Origin of the sequence: Coprococcus sp. AM97-35 (genome assembly GCF_027697525.1) — a bacterium.
Classification (GTDB): domain Bacteria; phylum Bacillota; class Clostridia; order Lachnospirales; family Lachnospiraceae; genus Allocoprococcus; species Allocoprococcus comes.
Genome location: NZ_JAQESL010000017.1, coordinates 23997 through 44046, shown reverse-complemented (window position 1 = coordinate 44046; position 20050 = coordinate 23997). Strand labels below are relative to the sequence as shown.

General features: G+C 42.0%; 17 protein-coding genes and 1 pseudogene. All 18 read left to right on the top strand.

Translation table 11 applies throughout. The features are described from left to right. Window positions 1-2 precede the first annotated feature (2 nt). The 18 genes and pseudogenes from PG840_RS11795 (at window position 3) to PG840_RS11710 (ending at window position 19972) form a co-directional block, all read left to right on the top strand. Entirely contained in the window at window positions 3-884 is an 882-nt protein-coding gene (locus PG840_RS11795; protein ID WP_117555897.1) for a LysR family transcriptional regulator, read from the top strand. 105 nt (window positions 885-989) lie between these two features. Continuing rightward, window positions 990-2249, top strand: a complete 1260-nt coding sequence (locus tag PG840_RS11790) for an ABC transporter substrate-binding protein (RefSeq protein WP_117555899.1) — start codon at window positions 990-992, stop codon at window positions 2247-2249. A gap of 1 nt (window position 2250) precedes the next feature. Further along, window positions 2251-3114, top strand: a complete 864-nt coding sequence (locus tag PG840_RS11785; protein ID WP_117834328.1) for an ABC transporter permease — start codon at window positions 2251-2253, stop codon at window positions 3112-3114. A gap of 13 nt (window positions 3115-3127) precedes the next feature. Then, window positions 3128-3937, top strand: a complete 810-nt coding sequence (locus tag PG840_RS11780) for an ABC transporter permease (protein ID WP_177999131.1) — start codon at window positions 3128-3130, stop codon at window positions 3935-3937. A gap of 13 nt (window positions 3938-3950) precedes the next feature. Then, window positions 3951-4976, top strand: a complete 1026-nt coding sequence (locus tag PG840_RS11775) for an ABC transporter ATP-binding protein (RefSeq protein WP_195488115.1) — start codon at window positions 3951-3953, stop codon at window positions 4974-4976. Between the two features lie 15 nt (window positions 4977-4991). Then, window positions 4992-5879, top strand: coding sequence for a nucleoside hydrolase (locus tag PG840_RS11770; protein ID WP_195501922.1), 888 nt, complete (start codon window positions 4992-4994; stop codon window positions 5877-5879). Between the two features lie 5 nt (window positions 5880-5884). After that, a pseudogene (locus PG840_RS11765) lies at window positions 5885-6562 on the top strand (TIGR04283 family arsenosugar biosynthesis glycosyltransferase); the annotation flags it as partial. A gap of 139 nt (window positions 6563-6701) precedes the next feature. After that, the gene (locus PG840_RS11760) at window positions 6702-7478 is read left to right on the top strand and encodes an ABC transporter permease (RefSeq protein WP_270205709.1); all 777 of its coding nucleotides are present in this window, start codon (window positions 6702-6704) and stop codon (window positions 7476-7478) included. Between the two features lie 8 nt (window positions 7479-7486). Continuing rightward, entirely contained in the window at window positions 7487-8224 is a 738-nt protein-coding gene (locus PG840_RS11755) for an ABC transporter ATP-binding protein (RefSeq protein ID WP_270205708.1), read from the top strand. Window positions 8225-8233: 9 nt separating this feature from the next. Further along, entirely contained in the window at window positions 8234-8815 is a 582-nt protein-coding gene (locus PG840_RS11750) for a hypothetical protein (RefSeq protein ID WP_270205707.1), read from the top strand. A 24-nt stretch (window positions 8816-8839) separates the two neighbouring features. Further along, window positions 8840-11296, top strand: coding sequence for a glycosyltransferase family 2 protein (locus PG840_RS11745; protein ID WP_055247769.1), 2457 nt, complete (start codon window positions 8840-8842; stop codon window positions 11294-11296). A 3-nt stretch (window positions 11297-11299) separates the two neighbouring features. Next, window positions 11300-13093: a glycosyltransferase family 2 protein gene (locus tag PG840_RS11740; protein WP_195368008.1), complete on the top strand. Its 1794-nt coding sequence runs from the start codon at window positions 11300-11302 to the stop codon at window positions 13091-13093. 39 nt (window positions 13094-13132) lie between these two features. Continuing rightward, window positions 13133-14461 (top strand): undecaprenyl-phosphate glucose phosphotransferase, encoded by a 1329-nt coding sequence (locus PG840_RS11735; protein ID WP_270205706.1) that lies wholly within the window; start codon window positions 13133-13135, stop codon window positions 14459-14461. After that, on the top strand, window positions 14458-15393 hold the full coding sequence (locus tag PG840_RS11730; protein ID WP_022220925.1) for a glycosyltransferase family 2 protein: 936 nt from the start codon (window positions 14458-14460) through the stop codon (window positions 15391-15393). The genes PG840_RS11735 and PG840_RS11730 overlap by 4 nt, the downstream gene beginning before the upstream one ends. Further along, on the top strand, window positions 15386-16675 hold the full coding sequence (locus tag PG840_RS11725) for an LCP family protein (protein WP_270205705.1): 1290 nt from the start codon (window positions 15386-15388) through the stop codon (window positions 16673-16675). Before PG840_RS11730 ends, PG840_RS11725 begins: the two co-directional genes overlap by 8 nt. A 14-nt stretch (window positions 16676-16689) precedes the next feature. Next, window positions 16690-17619 (top strand): rhodanese-like domain-containing protein, encoded by a 930-nt coding sequence (locus tag PG840_RS11720; protein ID WP_055156750.1) that lies wholly within the window; start codon window positions 16690-16692, stop codon window positions 17617-17619. Then, window positions 17592-18953 carry a glycosyltransferase gene (locus PG840_RS11715; RefSeq protein ID WP_330663258.1) on the top strand — a complete coding sequence of 454 codons (1362 nt, stop codon included), beginning with the start codon at window positions 17592-17594 and terminating at the stop codon, window positions 18951-18953. Before PG840_RS11720 ends, PG840_RS11715 begins: the two co-directional genes overlap by 28 nt. Before the next feature lie 110 nt (window positions 18954-19063). Further along, window positions 19064-19972, top strand: coding sequence for a rhodanese-like domain-containing protein (locus PG840_RS11710; protein WP_270205703.1), 909 nt, complete (start codon window positions 19064-19066; stop codon window positions 19970-19972). Window positions 19973-20050: the final 78 nt, after the last annotated feature.

Sequence of the window (20050 nt, the reverse complement as noted above, 5' to 3'; positions counted from 1 at the left end):
GAATGACGATTAAAGAATTAGAGGAATTTCGGATGATTTGTCAAAGAGGAAGTCTTGCGAGGGCTTCAAAAGAGCTTTTTATGTCACCACAGGGACTCAGCCGTGTACTGAAAAATCTGGAAAATGAACTGGAATGTACGTTGCTTGACAGGGTTGCCTCCGGGATAGAACTGACAGAGAGTGGACAGAGGCTGTATGATTATGCGAATACGGTTCTTAGCGAATATGACAAATTGAAAAAAGAAATTGATATGATACGTGCGAGTGAGGAAGGGACAGTAGAACTTCTGGTTGCCTATGATATCCTGCGTTACCTGACGCCAGACTGTATTCTGGAATTTCAGAAGAAATATCCGAATGTGACATTTTCTTATATGGAATATCCGGATCGGATCGTAGAGAAAATGCTGCTTGACAAAGAAGGGAATGTGGCATTGTCGATCGGACCATTTGCAGGAGATTGTTTTGATATGAAAAGTTTAAAAAAATGCAGTCTGGGGCTTCTGGTCTATGAAGGACATTCTCTGGCGAAAAAAAGAGAAGCAACTATTCTGGATCTGGAAGGCGAGCCTCTTTATCTTGAAAACAGCAGTTTTAAACTCAATGAGTTTATTCAGAGTAGATGCTGGAACCGGGGATTTGAACCGGATATTGTATTTGAGACAAATGGATTTGATCTCTGCTATAAAATGTGCCGGCTGAAGAGAGGGATTTCTGTGACGATTGACTTTGTCCATGAAGATATGAATACAGAGGGGCTGGTCATGATTCCTTTCGCAGAAGATGATATGATCTGGGAAATCGGTCTTCTTACGCTGAAGGACAGAGCAATGGAATCATCGGTAGAAAAATTCTATAAGTATATAGAAAAATACAATAGCTAAACGAAGTGTTGAGGGGCAACAACAAAGCAGGAATGAAAAACAGCGTGCTTTTTGTTAATAATTTGTTATAATGAAGGACGGAGAAAATGAAGGAGGAAAATTTTAATGAAAAAGAGAATTGCAGCGCTGCTTTTAAGTACTGTGATGGCGTTTTCCTTAACAGCATGTGGAAACAGCGCAAAGACAGAAAAAGCAGACAACAAAGAAACCAAGCAGACAACCGAAGCCGTAGAGGATATGAGCTTCGATGAAATGGTGGATGCAGCCAAGGGTACAACCGTTACATTTTACGGATGGGGCGGAGATGATAGCTTAAATGACTGGCTTGATAACTACTATGCACCGCGTCTGAAAGAAAAATATGACATCACACTGGAACGTGTACCGATGGATATTGATGCGATTTTAAGTCAGCTTTCCGGTGAAATTTCAACAGATAAAAAAGATGGCGATATCGATATGATCTGGATTAATGGAGAAAACTTCAAGACCTGTAAAGAAAACAACATGCTTTACGGACCGTTTGCAGAAGAACTTCCGAACTTCCAGTCTTATATTGATACAGATGATGAAGAGACAAATGCAGACTTCTGCTTTCCGATTGAGGGATATGAAGCTCCATACGGAAAAGCACAGCTTGTTATGATCGCAGATACAGCAGTAACACCGGATCTTCCGACAAACACAGATGAGTTCATGGAGTTCTGCAAAGCGAACAAAGGAAAAGTAACTTATCCTGCATTACCTGACTTTACAGGAAGTGCATTTGTTCGTAATGTGATTTACGATATCTGCGGATATGAACAGTTCATGGATATGGAAGCTGATAAAGAGACTGTAAAAGCAGCAATTGAGCCAGCTCTTGAATATCTGCGTGAACTGAATCCATACCTGTGGAATGAAGGAAAGACTTTCCCGAAGGATTCTACGGCACTGACCAATATGTACTCTGACGGAGAAGTTGTAATGGATATCTCTTACAGTGCATATTCAACAGCTACCAATATTGAAAATGGTACTTACACAGAAACATCTCAATCCTTCCAGTTCGATAAAGGAACAATTGGAAATACAAATTACATTGCAATTGCAGCAAATTCAGGAAACGTAGCAGGAGCCCAGGTAGCAATCAACGAGATGATGGATCCGGAAGTACAGGCAGATCGTTTCACAGAGATCCGTACCATTCCGGTTGTAGATTACAACAAATTAAACGATACACAGAAAGAAGCATTTGATAAAGTTGAAATCGGTAAGGGAGCAATCTCTCAGGATGAACTTTTATCAAAACGTCTTCCGGAAATGCCTTCCGCACTTGTACCGATCATCGAAGAGATCTGGGCAGAGGAAGTAGTAGGAAAATAAAATGAAGAAAAAAATGACACCTTATATACTGTTGGTGCCGCAACTTATATTAGGCGTAGTTTTTATTATTGGTCTGGGAACTGGAATCATCCAAAGTTTAGGGGTGATTCCAGCTTTTGGGTTAACGGAACCGACGCTGAAATATTATAAGGAGGTACTGACAAGGCCGGATCTTTTGCAGTCATTAAAATATAGTCTGTACATTGCATTTATGTCGGCTTTTCTTGCCACAGTAACAGGAACATTTCTGTGTGCAGTTCTGGTGAGTGCCGGAAAAGTGCGCGGAATCATTATGCGGATTGTTCAGATTCCGATCATTGTTCCCCATGTTGTTGTGGCACTCTTTATTGTAAACATTCTTTCGCAAAATGGAATCCTTGCGAGAATCCTTGCAAATGCAGGACTGATTACGGATCAGCAGCAGTTTCCGATGCTGATCTATGACAGATATGGACTTGGTGTAATTCTTGCCTATCTGTGGAAGGAAATCCCATTCATAATCTATTTTGTGATTGCTCTGATGGCGAATATCAATGGCAGTCTTGGAGAAGCAGCGACCAATCTTGGAGCGAATAAACTTCAGACCTTCATGAAAGTAACGCTTCCTTTATGTATGAATACAGTGCTCAGTGGTTTCCTGATCATCTTTGTATTTGCACTTGGAGCATATGAGCTGCCGTTCATACTTGGAGCAACGACACCAAAGGCGCTGCCGGTTCTGGCTTATCTGGAATATACCAAGCCGGATCTGCGGGCGCGACCGTATGCGATGGCGATCAATGGAATCCTGATCGTGATTGCTCTGATTGCAGCAGTTTTATATTACATATTACTTCGCCGGAGCACGAAGAAGCTGGCAGGTTAGGAGGAACAGGAAGATGAAAAGAAAAAAGAACATCTGGGAAGGCCTGATCATAGGCAATTTTATTTTCCTGGTTATCGTACCGATCCTTACAATCCTTGTCTGGGTGGGAACTGAGAGATGGGCGTGGCCGTCGCTCATACCACAGAAATTTTCTATGAGAGCGGTGAATGGAATACTGAGAAACAGGCAGCAGCTTGTGCGACTTTGTATGTCCAGTCTTTTCATATCGGCTTCGGTCGCGTTCCTGTCGGTTGTGATTGGAACAATGACGGCGAGGGCGCTGGAATGCTATGATTTTTTTGGAAAGCGGCTGTTTTCATTTATGTCGATGCTTCCGTTTCTTGTTCCGGGAACCGTGTTTGCGATGGGGGTTCAGATTACCTTTATCAAATGTGGACTTAGCGGAACTGTTCTGGGGGTTATTATTGTCCATCTGATCTGCTCCCTTCCATATGCAGTGACACTGATGCAGGATGGCACAAGAGCGATAGGGGTAAAGCTGGAGGAACAGGCAAGAGTTCTGGGGGCTGGTGCGCTTCAGGCATTTTTTAAAGTGACACTTCCGAATCTGTTTCCGGTCATGCTTTCTGCGTTTTCGATGGCATTTGTTGTTTCGTTCAGTCAGTATTTCCTGACGTTGATGATCGGCGGGGGAAATGTCAAAACATTTGCGATCGTCATGGTTCCATATCTCGGAAGCGGAGAACGTAATTTTGCCAGCATTTACAGTGTGATATTCCTGGTGATCATGCTTCTGGTGTTTGGAATACTGGAATGGATCGTGGGACGTTTTACAAAGGCACAGGAAGTAGAATATTATTAGGCAGGAGGAGCACATGAGTCTTACAATTAAAGAACTTTGTGTAGATTTACAAAAGATAAGAATACTGAAGAATATAAATCTGGAGATTAGAACGGGAGAATTTGTTTCGCTTCTTGGCGCCTCAGGCTGCGGAAAAACAACACTGTTAAAAAGTATTGCAGGTCTTCTTGAAACGCAGGAAGGGGATATCCGGATCGATGACACATCGATTACAAATCTTGCACCGGAAAAAAGAGGAACCGTGATTGTTTTTCAGGATCTCAGACTGTTTCCGCATATGACGGTAGAACAGAATATTAGCTTTTCGATGGAGCTGAAAAAAATCCCGAAAAAAGATAAGCAGGCGCGGGTAGGAGAACTGTTAAAAGCTGTCCAGCTGGAAGGATTTGAGAAGCGTAAGATCCGGGAAATGTCCGGTGGACAGCGTCAGAGGGTCGCGCTGGCAAGAGCGCTTGCGGCAGATCCGAAACTTCTTCTTCTTGATGAACCATTTTCAAGCCTGGATGAGAATCTGCGGTGCGAGATGGCAGATCTGGTAAGAAAGCTGCATCATGAGATGGGGCTTACGGTCGTTATGGTCACGCATGATAAAGAAGAAGCGATGAAGGTGTCTGACCGGATCGCTCTGATGAAAGCTGGAGAAGTGCTTCAGTATGATAAGCCGGAGAGGATGTTCTACCATCCAGAGTCCAGAGTGGTGGCAGATTATATGGGACAGACAAATTATATTTTTGGGAAAGTGGAGAATGGCAGATTCGTAAGCCGGGCAGTTTCATTTGAGACGCAGAAAGCGGAAGGAGAGTATGAACTGATGGTCAGACCATCGGCGATCACGCTGACCGTAGATGAGACGGAAAGAATGTATCAGATTGAAGAAGTTATGTTTGAGGGGGAAACAGCAGAAATCCTGTTGAAGTATGCAGATGGAAAGCTGACAGTATGGATGCTTCACCGTGACTGGATGAAACTGGGGGTAAAAACAGGAGAACTGGTTGGCATCAAAATTGATGAAAGACAGGGGATTTTGTTTCAGAAGTGATAAAAGGAGAATGGTATGCGAAAAATAATTCATGATTGTGACTGTACGTTTGGAATTAATGGGTGTGATGTAGATGATGGACTGGCACTGCTGTATCTGCTGGGGGATCCGGAAGCAGAGGTCCTGGGAGTGACGACAACTTATGGGAACAATACGCTGGAGAAGGTTTACGAAAATACAAAGAAGTTTGTAAAGAAAATCGGGCATGACGAGTTGCGCGTTTACAAAGGTGGAGCAACACCTGGAGAAACCGAAAGTGAAGCGGCACATTATCTTGCCGAGATGGCAGAAAAATATGCCGGGGAGCTGGAAATTCTGGTGACGGGTTCCGTGACAAATCTTTATGGAGCCTGGAAACACAATCTTGAGTTTTTTCATCAGGTGAAGAGTATCGTATTGATGGGAGGAACAACAGAACCGCTGATCTTTGCAAAGCGGGAAATGGATGAACTTAATTTCTCCTGTGATCCGCTGGCAACTTATGCGACACTTACCAGTGGAACGGATGTTGCGGTTATTACGGGTAATAATTGCCTGAAGGTACTTTTTACAAGAGAAGAGTATGAAAGAGAACTTTCGGATCTGAGTAAGGGAGTTGTAAGGCTGATCAAGAATGAGACGGATTACTGGTTTGACAATAACTGGGATGAATATGGAATTCCCGGATATTATAACTGGGATGCGATCGCTGCGGCTTACATGATGCATCCGGAACTTTTTGAGATACAGAGAGTGGACATGCAGCTGTCAACAGAAAAGCTTACAAAGGGAAGACTGATTCTGGCAGAGGATGAAACGAAAAAGAACTGCACTCTCAAGATCCCGGTGATCAGAGATGCGGACGAGTTCCGGAGAAATCTGTATGATACCTGGATGAACGTAGAAATTGAAACCGTGAAGTAGAGATGAAAATATCAATTATTATACCAACATACAATGAAGAATCGACAATTGAAAGGCTGATGAAGACACTGGAGCCGCTGAATGAAAGATGTGAGATTCTGTTTGTAGACGGGGGAAGCACGGATGGAACACTGGCACTTTTGAAGGACCGGTATCCGGTAATTCAGTCCCCGAAAGGAAGAGCAAAGCAGATGAACAAGGGAGCGGAAGAAAGCAGTGGAGATGTACTTTTTTTCCTGCACTGCGACAGTGAAGTTCCAGCTACAGCATTAGAAGAGATTGAGACTGTAATGAAAAAATACCGGGCAGGGTGTTTTGGAATTGCATTTCATTCATATAACTTTTTTATGTTCACCTGCAGGGTGATCTCCAATCACAGGATTAAAGACAGAAAAGTAATGTTTGGAGACCAGGGGATTTTCATTGACCGGAAGTTGTTCTTTGAAGTGGGAAAATTTCCAGAGATGCCGATTCTGGAGGATTATCAGTTTTCACTGATCCTCAAAGAAAAAGGGATTCCGCTTGGGATGACAAGACACAGGATTTATACTTCAGACAGAAGATTTGGCGGAAATACAATCGAAAAGCTGAAAGTAATGTGGCTTATGAACCGGCTGAGAGCCATGTACCGGGATGGTGTTCCGGCAGAAGAGATTGCAAAATTATATAAGGATGTCCGTTAGGGAGTCTGCTTTATGCAGACTCCTTTACTTATTTGGAAAATCAATAAAAGAAATAGAGAAAATCAATGATAAGTGTAAGGGATTTGATTGAATAAAGACTGAAAAAATAATATAATTATAATTTAAAGGGGAAGAAAATATGTCAGTTTATATTCAAAATTTTGTCAAATTTAAGCCGTTTTTAAAAGAACTGGTTTCAAGAGACGTGAAGGTGAAATACCGGCGTTCCATACTGGGGGTTTTATGGACACTGCTGAATCCACTTCTTATGATGACGGTTTTATCCATCGTTTTCTCAAATCTGTTTAAATTTGATATAGAGAATTTTCCGTTGTATTTGTTATGTGGGCAGGTTATTTTTAACTTTTTCAATGACGCTACGACAAATGCAATGTCAGCAATTATCGGGAGTGCATCTCTGATAAAGAAGGTGTATGTACCGAAATATGTATTCGTGATGTCAAGGGTGTGTTCCAGTCTGATCAATCTGATGGCATCCTGTGCAGCGTTATTTCTGATTATGATCGGTATGCATGCGGAACTTCACTGGACAATGCTTCTTTCAGTTGTGCCACTTTTTTTGTTGGTGGTTCTGGCTCTGGGGATTGGACTGATTCTGGCGACGATTGCGGTGAAATACAGGGATGTTCTGCACTTGTATTCGGTGCTGATGGCAGTGCTGATGTATCTGACACCGGTTATCTATCCAATGTCGATTCTGCCGGAATGGTTATACCATCTGGTAATGATAAACCCTCTGACCAGTATTCTGATCATGTTCCGGAATGTTGTAATCTATGGCAGACTTCCAGGTCTGGTGATGCTTCTGGTGACAGCAGCAGAAGCTGTACTGTGTCTTGGAGTGGGATGCTGGTTTTTTTATAAGCATCAGGATGGTTTTATCTTTGATTTGTAGGAGTAAGGATGGAGAAAAAAGTAATTGTAAAAGTAGAAGATGTTTCCATCAAATTCAGTCTGGCATCAGAGAAATTTGATGGATTTAAGGAATATTTTATACAGAGAGTAAAGAAAAAGATTACCTATCAGGATTTCTGGGCACTGCAGGATGTGTCGTTTGAAGTCTATAAAGGAGAAACACTGGGACTGATCGGTGTAAACGGAAGTGGAAAAAGTACGATGTTGAAAATCATTGCCGGTGTCATGAAACCAACCTGTGGCAGCGTTAAGACTTCCGGTGTGATCGCGCCGCTGATCGAACTGGGAGCAGGGTTTGATTTTGACCTGACTGCGAAGGAGAACGTATTTCTGAACGGGACGCTGCTTGGATATACCAGGGAATATCTGGAGGAGCGCTATGAAGAGATTGTAGAGTTTTCAGAACTGGACCAGTTTATGGATGTACCGGTGAAAAATTTTTCATCGGGAATGTTTTCGCGTCTCGCGTTTGCGGTAGCAACAATCGGACAGCCGGATATTCTGATCGTGGATGAAGTATTATCGGTAGGCGATTTCCATTTTCAGCAGAAATGTGAAGCAAGAATTAACCGGATGAAGGAGAATGGAGCTACGATTTTGTTTGTTTCGCATAATATGGAGCAGGTGAGAAATCTGTGCAGCCGGATTGTATGGCTGGAACATGGAAGAGTTCGCAGTATCGGGGATGCAGATGAGTTGTGCAGAGAATATCAGGAAGCAGAATAAGAGGGAAAAATGAGAAAAGTAGAAAAGTTGGCAACAGTTATTGTGCTGATTCTGCTTGCATTTGTTTATGGACATGTTCATAAGACGCATGCGATTTATGACCGGATGATAGAAAATGACCAGTATGTCATGATGGATGTGTCGCAGGATCAGATATCGCAGGAATTTGTCTGTGAGGAGGAGACACTGGATGGAATCCAGGTGAAATGCCAGAATTTGCAGGAAGATCCAGAAGCAGAGATCCGAATTTATCTTCAGGATTGTGAAAATGGAGAAACGGTTGCGGAATCTGTGAAGAAGGTGGGAGATATAAAAACGGGCAAATTCAATGAATTTTCGTTTGATACGGTAACCAGATGCAGGGGGAAGGCGTATAAAGTAGTATTTGAAAAAGATTCTATTGCACTTTATACGGAAAAGACATCAGAGGAAGGAACAAATTTGAAAATAAATAGTGAAGAAAGTGAAGGAACTTTAATTTTAAAGACGGTTACATATCGGTTTGATATAGAAACATTTTGCGTATTTCTGCTGCTAGTATTGTATATCTGTGTTTTCTTTCAGTTTTTGAACTGGTTATTTTCCAGATAGTGTGGAAGTGAGAGGATTTGAAAAATGGAAAATGCTTTTTATATCGCAACATGTCGGTTTCATGTAAAAGAAAAAGACAGATTACTTATTACGGGATATTTTCTGGATAACAGACCAGATGGAAACCGGATTGAAATCCGGCTGGATGGAAAGAAACTATTTTATACAACGGATGGAATCCGTCTTCATCCGTTGAAGTTCCGTAAGATAAGAAAAAGACTTATAACCAAACAGTTTTTTCTTTGGATACATCTTCCGAAAGACTGGAGAGAAGCGTCCAGACTGGAAGTATTGCAGTCGTATCGTGGAAAAGAAGAATTGATGAAGACCTTTGCAGTCAGTGAATTGAAGAACCTGGAGAAATGGCTGGCAAACAGCATAGATAAGGTGAATACTGAAGAAAAAGGATTTTCAGTCGAGGGATGGTATTATAGAAGGAAAAATGCATCGATTCGGTTTCTGGATGAGAATCAGAATGAACTGGAGATGAAAGAAGAAAAAATCCGGCGTCTGGATGTGCTGCGAGAGTATCCGGAATGTAAAAAGGAAGAGATTGCCGGGTTTAAGGCATTTTATGAGGAAGGTATTCCGCGAAAACTGGAAGTATGCTTTGAAGAAGAAGAGAAAAATGCGGAAGAGATCATGAATCTCAAAAGAAAACTGCGACGTCAGAAAATGCTGGATGATTTTCGCAAAGTCAGAATCTATTATCGTCAGTTTGGAATCCGTGCAGCGTTTATCAGGGCGGGTGACAAATTGAGTGGGAAAAACGGTACAGAGTATGAAGAATGGCTGCGAAGACATGAGCCGTCCAGGATCAGACTGTACCGGCAGAAGAGAAAGCAATTTACCCGGATGCCGAAGATTTCGATTGTTGTTCCTCTTTACCGGACACCGGAAAGATATCTGCGGGAAATGCTGGATTCTGTAAGAGGACAGTCCTATCAGAACTGGGAGCTCTGTCTTTCAGATGGAAGCGGGGAAGATTCGTCGATTGCAGGGATTCTGGAAGAATACACAAAGAAGGATAGCCGAATCCGGGTGAAGGACAATAAAAAACAACTGCATATTTCGGATAATACAAATGTGGCACTGGATATGGCAACGGGAGATTATATCGCTTTTATGGATCATGATGATCTGCTGACACCGGACGCATTGTATGAGTGTGTGGCAGAATTGAATGAATATCCGGATACAGAGCTTATTTATACGGATGAAGATAAGATTACGATGGATGGAGAAGAGTATTTCTTCCCTCATTTCAAATCGGATTTTAATCCAGATATGCTTTGTACAACAAATTATTTCTGTCATCTGGTGGTTGTTAAAAAGGAATTATATCAGGCGGCAGGAAAATTGAACGGCGAATACGATGGTGCACAGGACTATGATTTTGTACTCCGGTGTGTTGAGAAGACCGATAAGATCCGGCATATACCGAAAATCCTATATCACTGGCGAGCATGCGAAGGATCTACAGCAGGCAGTGCAGACAATAAATCCTATATTGTGGATGCAGGTGCAAAAGCGGTAAGAGCGCATTACAGAAGAATGGGAATTGAAGCAGAAGTCATTCCAACGAAGTATCCGGGAATGTACCGGACGAAATATCCGGTAAAACAAACACCTAAGATATCGGTTATTATTCCGAACAAAGATCACACAGATGATCTGATCAAATGCCTGCGATCGATCCGGGGAAAAAATACCTATGAGAATATAGAAATTCTTGTTATAGAAAATAACAGCCAGAAAAAGAAAACGTTTAAAGATTATAGAAGGATCATGCATGAGTATCCAAAAGTTAAGGTTTTGTACTGGAAAGGAGAAGGATTCAATTATCCGGAGATCAATCAGTATGGAATTGATCATGCGACCGGCGAATATCTGCTGTTTCTGAACAACGATACAGAAATGATCGGCAATGACTGTATTAAAGAAATGTTGAGCTATTGTATGCGGGAAGATGTAGGTGCTGTCGGGGCGAGAATGTATTATGAAGATGGAACGCTTCAGCATGGAGGAGTGATCATCGGGCTTGGAGGAGTGGCAGGACATGCATTCCTTGGAATGGACGGAGATTCGCCGGGATATTTTGCGAGGGCGCAGGTGATCCATGATCTGAGTGCAGTGACAGCAGCCTGTATGATGATAAAAAAACAGGTGTATGAAGAAGTCGGAGGATTTGATCCGAAGTTTGCGGTGGCATTTAATGACGTAGATCTGTGTCTGAAAATACGGAAAGCAGGATATCTGATCGTATATGATCCATATGCGGAACTGATTCATTATGAGTCCAAGTCAAGAGGATATGAAGACACAGAGGAGAAAATTGAACGTTTTAACAGAGAAATTAAATTGTTTCAGACTAGGTGGAAAAAGATTCTGGAAAATGGAGATCCGTATTACAGTCCGAATCTGACACTGGATCATAATGACTTTGGACTGAATCATCTGGCAAAAGTGGAGAGGAGATAGGAGATGTTCAATAAAATGTCTCTGTATCGGGTAAAAAAAGGGCTTGTATATCTTCGGTACTTTGGACCAAAAGAGTTTATGATACGTTTAAAAGAAAGGATCCGTTTTCAGAAGATTGATTATGAAAAATGGTATCAGAATCACAGGCGGACCAAAGAAGAGATGGAAAGACAAAGACAGGAAGCGTTTTCGTATGCACCCCTGATCAGTATTGTTGTTCCGGTATATCAGGCACCGGAAGAATTTTTGAGACAGATGATTCTGTCTGTATGCCGTCAGACGTATAAAAATTGGGAATTATGTATGACTGTTTCAGATGAAGAGAGACACAGAATGGAAGAAATTCTAGAAGAGGATGAGTTCAAAGAAAAAGCGATTCACCTGATCGGTATTTCAGAAAACAGAGGAATTTCTGAAAATACAAATGCAGCGATAAAGGAAGCTACCGGAACATATATTGGTTTTCTGGATCAGGATGATCTGCTTGCGCCAGATGCATTGTATGAGATGGTAAAGAAACTGAATGAATATCCGGAGACCGGACTTCTTTATTCCGATGAGGACAAAGTGACAGCAGATCTGAAAAAACATTTTCAGCCGCATTTTAAACCGGATTTCAATCTGGATCTGTTGCGGGCAAATAATTATATCTGTCATTTTTGTGTGATAAGAAAAAGTCTGATCGAAGAAGTTGGTGGACTAAGAAGTGAATTTGACGGAGCGCAGGATTACGATCTGGTTTTCAGGTGTGTGGAAAAAACGATAACGGCGCATGTGCCGCGGATTCTTTATCATTGGAGGGTACATCAGGTTTCTACTGCGGACAATCCAATCAGTAAAACTTATGCATTTGAGGCTGGACAGCGTGCCATAGAAGCACATCTGCTAAGATGTGGTGAACATGCAGAAGTTTTACCGGAACTGGACAGAGGGTTTTATCGTGTCCGGTATAAGATGCAGGGGAATCCAAAGATTTCCATTCTGATTCCCAATAAAGATCATATAAAAGATTTGGAGAAATGTCTAGAATCGATTTCCAGATCGGATTATAAGAATTATGAGATCATAATTATCGAAAATAACAGCGAAAAAGCGGAAACATTTGCTTATTATAAAACAATAGAGTCAGACCATATCCGAATTCTGAGATGGGATGGACCATTTAATTATTCGGCGATCAACAACTACGCAGTAAGCGAGACTGATGGAGAATATCTGGTACTTCTGAATAATGATACGGAAGTGATCGGAAAGGACTGGCTGGAAGAAATGCTTGCGAACTGCCAGAGAAAGGAAGTCGGGATTGTCGGAGCAAAGCTTTATTATCCGGGTGGTCAGGTGCAGCATGCTGGAGTCATTGTTGGGATTCGGGGAATTGCTGGTAATATGTTCCGGGGACTTCCAAAAGGTTATTCCGGGTATCTGCACAAAGCAAGTACCCAGCAGGATCTGTCAGCGGTGACAGCAGCATGTATGATGGTAAAGCGTTCCGTATATGAAGAAGTGGGTGGATTTGAGGAGCGACTTGCAGTGGCGTTCAATGATATTGATTTCTGTCTGAAGGTACGCAGATGCGGATATCTTGTAGTATATGACCCTTATGTGGAACTGTATCATTATGAATCCAGATCGAGAGGGGCAGAGGATAATGAGGAAAAGATCAGAAGATATCAGTGCGAGATTGATTATGTACGCCGGACCTGGTCTGAAATCATGGAAAAAGGAGATCCGATGTACAATCCCAATCTTACGCTGGTGAAGTGTGATTATTCTTTGCGCGAAAAAGAGGATGGATAGAGAAAAGATGGTGGTATTTTGATAAAGAACAATCAACGGATGCTAAATAAAGCACAGGTATGTGTAGATGCAGGAATTATTGCTGTCGCATATTTTTTCTCGTGGTATCTGAGATTCAGGAGTGGGATTTTTGTGCAGGACGCAGGAGTCCTGCCGGTGCAAACATATTTTTCAGCTCTGTTTTTTATAATTCCTGGATATCTGCTTTTGTATAGCAGTTTTCAACTTTATATGCCAAGAAGGATAAAAAGTTACAGGCAGGAATTGTGGGATATCATTCGTGCCAATGGGATTGGTCTTATGGCTTTTATCCTGGTACTTTATTTTATAAAGCAGGAGCATTTTTCAAGACAGATGCTGTGCATTTTCTTTCTTGTAAATATCTTCCTGGAATTTGTTTCAAGATATCTGATCCGTACAGTGCTGTGGAAAATACGAAAGCAGGGGATGAATCAGAAACATATTCTGATGGTCGGAGAGAGTAAGGCAGCAGAACAGTATATGGACAGACTGAGACAGAATCCAAAGTGGGGATATCATGTGTTTGCCCATCTGAAAGATAAAGAAAAACTGGAAAGAATACTGGAGGGGAATGAACTGGATGAGGTTGTGATTGCGCTTCGTGCGGAGGATTATGGAAAACTGGAGCGGATTGTGGATGTCTGTGAGAAGGCAGGGGTACACACGAAAATGATTCCTGATTTTGGAAATGTGATTTCTACCAGGCCTTATATTGAGGATGTGCAGGGGATTCCGGTGATTCATGTCCGCAGAGTTCCACTGAATATCATGCGGAACAGGGCGGCAAAGAGGGCAGTTGATCTGATTGGGGCAACGGTTGCAATCATTCTTTTTTCACCGGTCATGCTGCTTACTGCGCTAGTGGTTGCCTTTACAGAGGAAGGAAGTGTGATCTACCGGCAGGAAAGAGTTGGACTGCATAACCAGGTATTTTATATGTACAAATTTCGATCTATGATCATGCAGGATGAAGAAGAGGAAAAAACAGAATGGTCTACCAGGAATGATCCGAGGATTACACCGGTTGGAAAGCTGATCCGCAGGACGAGTATTGATGAACTGCCGCAGCTTTTTAATGTGCTGAAAGGAGAGATGAGTCTGGTAGGACCAAGACCGGAAAGGCCACAGTTTGTGCAAAAGTTCCGGGATGAAATTCCACGTTATATGGTAAAACATCAGGTGCATCCGGGAATGACTGGCTGGGCGCAGATTAATGGATATCGTGGAGACACTTCCATTGAGAAGCGGATCGAATATGATCTTTACTATATTGAGAACTGGACAATGGTATTTGATATGAAAATATTGATTCTGACAATTTTTAAAGGATTTTTTGACGGAAGATGAAGATAGATGTGATCATACCGGTCTACAGACCGACAGAAAAACTGCATAAAGTATTGTATAGGCTCTGCAGACAGACGCACCTTCCGGAGCAAATCATTCTGTTACACACCAGGGATGGGATAAAGCTGGATGTTTCGGTTTGTAAAGACCGGGTTTCTGTTACAGAGATTCCGATTTTGGAAAAAGAATTTGATCATGGAAGAACCAGAGAGCAGGGAATCTGGATGTCAGATGCAGATATTGTGGTCATGATGACCCAGGATGCAGTTCCGGCAGATCCGTTTCTTTTGGAAAAGCTTTCAGAAGTATTAAATGAGCATCCGGATGCTGTGGCAGCTTATGCCAGACAGATACCGGATCAGAACTGTGGTCTGTTGGAAAAATATACGAGAGTTTTCAATTATCCCCCAAAAAGCCAGATTAAATCGCAGAAGGATTTGCCAAAACTGGGAATAAAAACTTATTTTTGCTCCAATGTGTGTGCTGCCTATCGGAGAGGAGTCTATCTGGAACTGGGAGGATTTCCGCATCCGGTCATCTTCAATGAAGATTTGGTCTTTGCAGCAGGAGCAATCCAAAATGGATGGAAGATTATTTATAAAGCAGATGCACGGGTGATTCATTCTCATGAGTATACTTACAGAGAGCTGATAAGGAGAAATTTTGACCAGGGTGTATCGCAGGCATGTCATCCAGAAATATTTGAAAAAGTAAAGTCAGAGAAAGAAGGCATACACCTGATTTGCACACTTGTGAAAAAGCTTTTAAAAGAAAGAAAATATTTGCAGATTATACAGCTGTTTGTGGAAAGCGGGTGCAAATATCTGGGCTACCAGATGGGAAAACATTACCGACAATTACCGGAAAGTTTCATCATGAAACTGACAATGAATCATAATTACTGGAGAGGAAGGAATGATGAGGATGCTTAAAAAAATAGCAGGATGGTCGTGGAAGAAAAAGATTATTGGGATTATTTGCATGATGCTGATTCTTGTTCTGGGGATGGCAGGTGCCGTATTTGGTTATGCTGCCAGCAAAGTGAACAAAATCCAGAAAATCGAAGTAAAAAAAGAAACACTGAAGGAATCGATTACAGAAGAGGTGGAACATAAGAGTGGATACCTGAATGTGGCAGTATTCGGGCTGGATTCCAGGGACGGTTCGCTGGATAAAGGAAATCGAAGTGATACGATCATGATCGTAAGTTTGAATCAGGAAACTTATGAAGTGAAAATGGTATCGGTGTACCGTGATACTTTTATGCGGCTGAAAGATGGAAGTTATAATAAGGCGAATGCAGCTTATTCTTATTTCGGACCGGATGGGGGTGTTGCTCTTTTGAATGAGAACATGGATATGAACATTGAGAAGTATGTATCTGTGAACTTTAATGCCTTAGTCGATGTAATTGATGCGGTGGGAGGAATGGATCTGGAGCTGACTGATGCAGAAGTAGTCCACATGAATAATTATTGTGTGGAGACTTCTGAAGTAACCGGAAAAAGTTATAAGAAGATTGAGCCGGAAGTCGGAGGTAGCTATCATCTGAATGGAGTACAGGCGGTTTCTTATGCGAGAATCCGTTATACAGATGGTGGAGACGCGCAGCGTACAGTGCGTCAGAGAATCGTCCTTCTGAATATCATGCAGAAGCTGCAGCAGATGGATCTGACGACGATCAATAAGATTGCTGACAGTGTTTTTCCACAGATTGCAACCAATTTTTCTTTTACTGAAATTCTGAATTATGCGAAAGATTTTCAAAAATATAAAGTAGGTGAAACACTTGGATTTCCAAATACAAGGTATTCCAAAATGCTTTCTGGTGTAGGAAGTACAGAAATCGCAGATACACTGGCATCCAATGTTGCCGAAGTACATCAGTTCCTGTTTGGAGATACAGATTATCAGGTATCAGGGACAGTAAAAGGAATTGATGATGAAATAAAAGATGCGCTTTCCAGTGGAAAATATGAGGAAACAGACGAGACGGAAAAAGAGAATGAAAAGTCGGAAGACAAGACATCTGAGGAAACGAATCATATAGAAAGTAATATAGAAGTGACGGAAGATGGAAATGCCGGAACGGATTCTGGCAATTCATCAGCCGACAGTGGATCTGGTTCATCAGCAGTGACAGAACCACAGCAGCCGGATACAGAAACACCGCCGGATTATTATGAGGAAGATTACTATTATGGTGATGATTAAAGGAGGAAAAAGGAATGAGAAAAATAACAAAGTGGTTATGCAGTGTATTGCTTGTAGCAGCAATTGGTCTGACAGGATGTGGACAGAAACAGAAGACGGAAAGTACGGCAGAGAAATCCAATGAAAATCATTTTGTGGGAGAGTGGATCGTTGAGCCGGAGTATGCAATCAGCAAGGTTGGAGATGAAAATACGCTGTTTGTAGATGGAAGGGGAGAAAAAAAGGCAATCCTTGGAACTGTAAAAGGTGCAATTGCTACAGTATGGCAGGACTGGAGTATTACAGAAGGAAAACAGGGAGATGAGAAATGGGGGTGCATCCAGGAGCCGGAACAGCTGGAAGAGACTCTTGGCAATCTTGGAATTACAAAGGATAAAGAAATTATTCTGATCGGTGAGACCCTAGATGGATGGGGAGATGATGCGAGACTTCTCTGGGAACTCCGGGCAGCCGGATATGAAGATGTGAAGATGGTAGATGGCGGATGGAAGGCGTTGAAAGACAGTGGAATCAAGACACAGTTCCTCGCATCCAAACCGGAACCGGCAGAAGTAAAAATCGATGAAATTGATTATTCCCATGTGATGACAACCGAAGAATTACAGAAGAATTATGACGAGTACAAAATTGTGGATGTGCGTACCGATGAAGAATATGAAGGAGCAATCCTGTATGATGAGGCAAAGGGAGGACATCTTCCGGGAGCAATTCATATCCGGTACACGGATCTGTTCGATGATGCGGGATATCTGAAATCCAATGAAGAACTGACAAAAATGTTTGAGGATGCCGGACTGTCTAAAGATGATGAGATCGTCACTTATTGTACAGGAGGAATCCGTTCGGCATATACACAGCTGGTAATGGAAATGTGTGGATTTGAACATACATACAATTATGATCAGTCATTCTGGAGATGGGCTGTTGTTGGAGATGTAGAATAATGGTTAGCGTTTTGATGTGTACTTATAACCGGAGATTTTGTTTGAAACAGGCGATTGACAGCGTACTTTGTCAGACGTATCCGGATTTTGAATTTGTCATCGTAGATGACGGATCGACCGACGGAACAGAAGAACTGATTAAAAGCTATCAGGATCCACGGATCAGATATTTTAAACTGAATCGGAATTCGTTTTACTGTTATGCAGCAAATCAGGGGCTTGATCACTGCCAAGGAGACTATGTGGCATTTATGAACAGCGATGATGCATGGTTGCCGGACAAGCTGGAAAAGCAAGTGACGGTTATGGAAGAGGATCGGATGCTCGGGGCATGTTTTACGAGAGTATATCTGGTTGATGAAAGTGGCAATGATCTGTCAGAAGAATGCAGGGATATGGCAGAGCTTTTTGACAGGAAGTGTTCGACACAGAAAGAATATCTGCATACGCTTCTGCAATCTGGGAATTTTCTTTGTCATCCCTCAGCTCTGGTCAGAAAATCTGTATTGGATAAGATCGGATATTTCAATCTTTTGTATCGCCAGCTGGCAGATTATGATCTGTGGCTTCGGATTGTAAGTGAAGCAGAGATCACGGTTCTGGAAGAGAGACTGATCCGCTTTCAATGGAATATAAAAGGAAAGAAACAGATCAGTATGTCAACAAGAGAAAATTCAGTCCGCGCATTTAATGAATCTGTCATGATCCGGAAAAATTGTGTTGAATCGATGACGGATGAAAAATTTTGTCAGTTTTTCCGGGAAGATTTCCGGAATCCGGATTCTGTATCACATTTACAGCTGGAATTTGAAAAAGCATTCTGGTTGATGAAATGTATAGAGGAAGTACCGGGACTGAAAGCAGCGGGGATGGAAATGCTGGGGCAGATTATGAGAGAAGCAAATGCAATGGAGACTTTAAGAGAGCATTTTCATCTGGATATTTTTGATCTGTATCAGTGGAATGGAGAACATATGTATAAGACGCCATGGCTGATAAGTGAAATTGAAGAAGGAAGCCAGCAACTGGCGTATTATAAAGATATTCTCAAACAGAAAGATGAGTATATCGGGCAGCAGAAAGAACAGCTTGAAAAACAAAATGCAGCGATTGAACAGCAGCAGGAATATATAGAAGGACAGCGAAGGCAGGCCGCGCATTATGAAGAACAGCTGGATGAACTTGGCAGACGGATGGAACAGAAAACAGGGCAGCTTAAGAAATATGAGGATAAGATCAGGGAGCAGGATGAAATGATCCAGACATATGCAAATTCAACCAGCTGGAAAATAACAGAACCGATGAGAAAAATCATGCGTCTGCTGAAAAAGTGATTTATAGAAAAGATGAATATACTTAATCCGGGATAAGGACAATCAATTAGTGAATAGATTGAAGATATGCTATAGTTAGAAGAAAGAAGATTAGACGAGGAGAAAAGATTATGAAAAGAACAGCATTATTTCTTGCAGGAATTCTTGCGATTTCATCACTTTCAGGATGTGGTGCAAAGAATTCGAAATCAGACAGCAGTGAACCATTTGAAGGAAAGTATGTAGTAACCGCCGACTATGTGAAAGAAAATCTGGACGATATCATCGTAGTGGATGCAAGAGGTGAAGATGAGGCGAAAAAAGGTACTGTAAAAGGTGCAGTGGCAACGACATGGCAGTATCTGGCAACCTGCGAAGACGGGGAAGCGGGGGATGCAAACTGGGGATGTATTCTTGATACAAAGCGCCTGAGCGAAAGATTAGGAGAGCTTGGGCTGGCAAAAGATAAGGAAATCGTGCTTTTTTCAAATGCGGAGAAAGGTTGGGGAGAAGATGGCAGGATTGCATGGGAGCTGATCGCGGCAGGCTATGAGGATGTGAAAATCGTAGATGGCGGGATCAAAGCACTGAAAGCAGCAGGAGTTGAGACTGTCAAAGGAGTAGCAGAGCCGAAACCGGTATCGGTAGAAATTGATTCGATTGATGAAACGCATGTGATCAATACGGATGAGCTGAAAGAGATTTATGACGACTGTAAAATTGTGGATACCCGTACAGATAAAGAATATAATGGAAAGACAATGTATGGGGAGGAAAATGGGGGACATCTTCCAGGGGCAATCCAGATCCGTTATACGGATTTGTTTAACAGTGACAGTACATTAAAGAGTAATGAAGATCTGACCAAGATGTTTGAAGATGCAGGACTTTCAAAAGAGGATCATATTATTACTTACTGTACCGGAGGAATCCGTTCAGCTTATATGCAGCTTGTAATGGAAATGTGTGGCTTTGAAAATTCAGAGAACTATGACGAATCTTTTTACAGATGGTGTGTGGAAGGAGATCTGGAGAAATAAAAGAGAAGCAGATCAACGAGATCTGAACATCGTATGAATATGAATGGATTTGAAAAAGCGGGACGTTGGCAATTTAGT

What these genes read in the sequence shown, in the direction of transcription:
- PG840_RS11795 (WP_117555897.1), top strand. Translation starts at nt 3, where the DNA reads ATGACGATTAAAGAATTAGAGGAATTTCGGATGATTTGTCAAAGAGGA.
- PG840_RS11790 (WP_117555899.1), top strand. Translation starts at nt 990, where the DNA reads ATGAAAAAGAGAATTGCAGCGCTGCTTTTAAGTACTGTGATGGCGTTT.
- PG840_RS11785 (WP_117834328.1), top strand. Translation starts at nt 2,251, where the DNA reads ATGAAGAAAAAAATGACACCTTATATACTGTTGGTGCCGCAACTTATA.
- PG840_RS11780 (WP_177999131.1), top strand. Translation starts at nt 3,128, where the DNA reads ATGAAAAGAAAAAAGAACATCTGGGAAGGCCTGATCATAGGCAATTTT.
- PG840_RS11775 (WP_195488115.1), top strand. Translation starts at nt 3,951, where the DNA reads ATGAGTCTTACAATTAAAGAACTTTGTGTAGATTTACAAAAGATAAGA.
- PG840_RS11770 (WP_195501922.1), top strand. Translation starts at nt 4,992, where the DNA reads ATGCGAAAAATAATTCATGATTGTGACTGTACGTTTGGAATTAATGGG.
- PG840_RS11760 (WP_270205709.1), top strand. Translation starts at nt 6,702, where the DNA reads ATGTCAGTTTATATTCAAAATTTTGTCAAATTTAAGCCGTTTTTAAAA.
- PG840_RS11755 (WP_270205708.1), top strand. Translation starts at nt 7,487, where the DNA reads ATGGAGAAAAAAGTAATTGTAAAAGTAGAAGATGTTTCCATCAAATTC.
- PG840_RS11750 (WP_270205707.1), top strand. Translation starts at nt 8,234, where the DNA reads ATGAGAAAAGTAGAAAAGTTGGCAACAGTTATTGTGCTGATTCTGCTT.
- PG840_RS11745 (WP_055247769.1), top strand. Translation starts at nt 8,840, where the DNA reads ATGGAAAATGCTTTTTATATCGCAACATGTCGGTTTCATGTAAAAGAA.
- PG840_RS11740 (WP_195368008.1), top strand. Translation starts at nt 11,300, where the DNA reads ATGTTCAATAAAATGTCTCTGTATCGGGTAAAAAAAGGGCTTGTATAT.
- PG840_RS11735 (WP_270205706.1), top strand. Translation starts at nt 13,133, where the DNA reads ATGCTAAATAAAGCACAGGTATGTGTAGATGCAGGAATTATTGCTGTC.
- PG840_RS11730 (WP_022220925.1), top strand. Translation starts at nt 14,458, where the DNA reads ATGAAGATAGATGTGATCATACCGGTCTACAGACCGACAGAAAAACTG.
- PG840_RS11725 (WP_270205705.1), top strand. Translation starts at nt 15,386, where the DNA reads ATGCTTAAAAAAATAGCAGGATGGTCGTGGAAGAAAAAGATTATTGGG.
- PG840_RS11720 (WP_055156750.1), top strand. Translation starts at nt 16,690, where the DNA reads ATGAGAAAAATAACAAAGTGGTTATGCAGTGTATTGCTTGTAGCAGCA.
- PG840_RS11715 (WP_330663258.1), top strand. Translation starts at nt 17,592, where the DNA reads ATGGGCTGTTGTTGGAGATGTAGAATAATGGTTAGCGTTTTGATGTGT.
- PG840_RS11710 (WP_270205703.1), top strand. Translation starts at nt 19,064, where the DNA reads ATGAAAAGAACAGCATTATTTCTTGCAGGAATTCTTGCGATTTCATCA.